This window comes from Streptomyces sp. NPDC055078 (assembly GCF_053607985.1).
Genome location: NZ_JBSGUP010001132.1, coordinates 1 through 1,254 on the forward strand (window position 1 = coordinate 1; position 1,254 = coordinate 1,254).

Sequence of the window (1,254 nt, forward strand, 5' to 3'; positions counted from 1 at the left end):
GCAGTGGGGCGCACACCCGATCGCCGGGCGTGCGCCCCACTGGCGCGTCACGGGCCTGTGGGCCGGGCCGACGGCGGCACGGGCAGCCAGGTGTGCGCGGGCCGCCTACCAGGCGGGAGACGCCGTCTTCTCGGTGGGCAGCAGCAGCCACAGCGCCGCGTAGAGCAGGAACTGCGGTCCGGGCAGCAGACACGAGACCAGGAAGATCACTCGCATGGTGCCGGCGGATATGCCGAAGCGCCGTGCCAGCGCTGCGCACACCCCACCGATCATGCGTCCCTCACGGGGGCGGACAAGTGCGGCCATGGTGGGCTCCTTCGCGAGACCGGTTCCGGGACCATCCGTCGATGTATCGATAGGTCGGTCCGCGGGTCCATCGGTTCATGGATACGGCGGTGAACTCGGCCGGGGCTCCGGCCGGGGTCCCGGGAGTCCGTGGTGCGGTGCTCCCGATGTATCCATGGTGCTTCGCGAAAGGGGGGCAAAGCGTCGCTCTACGGTGCGATCCCGACCCTGGTAATCGTCGGGGTCGACCCCTGAGCCATGTCCTCCCTCAGTACCGGACCGGCCTCCGCCCCACCGCTCCGGACCGCCCTCGGCGCGGCCCCCAGCCGCCTGCGGCGCAGCCGCGCCCGCCCCAGGGGCACCACCAGCAGATGGGCGATGGCCACGCCGGCGGTGTTCAGCAGCAGCGAGTCGACATTGAGCACCCGGCCTGGCACCGCCGTCTGCAACAGCTCGATCCCCAGCGAGAGCAGCGCCCCGGCCGTGACCGTACGCGCCAGGGAGCCCAGCGGGGAGGCGGCGAGCCTGCCGCCCGCCATCGGCAGCAGCACCCCCAGCGGCGCCAGCAGGACCAGCCCGCCGCCGATCCGGCGCACGGCCTCCAACGGTCCGAGCGCGAGATCCGCCTTGATACCGGCGAGGGGCTCCAGATTCGCGGGGGTCACCCAGGGGACATCCAGCGGGCGCAGCGTCAGCCATCCGACGAGCAGCAAGTGCGCGAGGAGGAGGACGAACCCCGCCACGCGCAAGCGGATGGCGGCACTGCCGCCCGTACCTTGACGCTGCACGCCCCACAAGACGCACTCTGCGCGCGAATCGGTTCCGCACCGACCGAACCCGGCCCTCCGCCGTCTGCCGGGCACGTCCTGGGTGCGTGTCCTCAATCTCCCCCAGACTTCGTCCGGGGGGACCCCCAACGGGCTGGTTTTGCGCATCCGGGTGGGCAAGGTCTGGCCTCGCCGGGAATGT

Annotated in this window: 2 protein-coding genes; both read right to left on the reverse strand. The window is 72.0% G+C overall.

Annotated elements, in window-relative coordinates; translation table 11 throughout:
* Positions 1-105: 105 nt before the first annotated feature.
* Positions 106-306: a PspC domain-containing protein gene (locus ACWF94_RS40710; RefSeq protein ID WP_453500370.1), complete on the reverse strand. Its 201-nt coding sequence runs from the start codon at positions 304-306 to the stop codon at positions 106-108.
* A gap of 188 nt (positions 307-494) precedes the next feature.
* The gene (locus ACWF94_RS40715; RefSeq protein WP_453500372.1) at positions 495-1,028 is read right to left on the reverse strand and encodes a VanZ family protein; all 534 of its coding nucleotides are present in this window, start codon (positions 1,026-1,028) and stop codon (positions 495-497) included.
* Positions 1,029-1,254 lie beyond the last annotated feature (226 nt).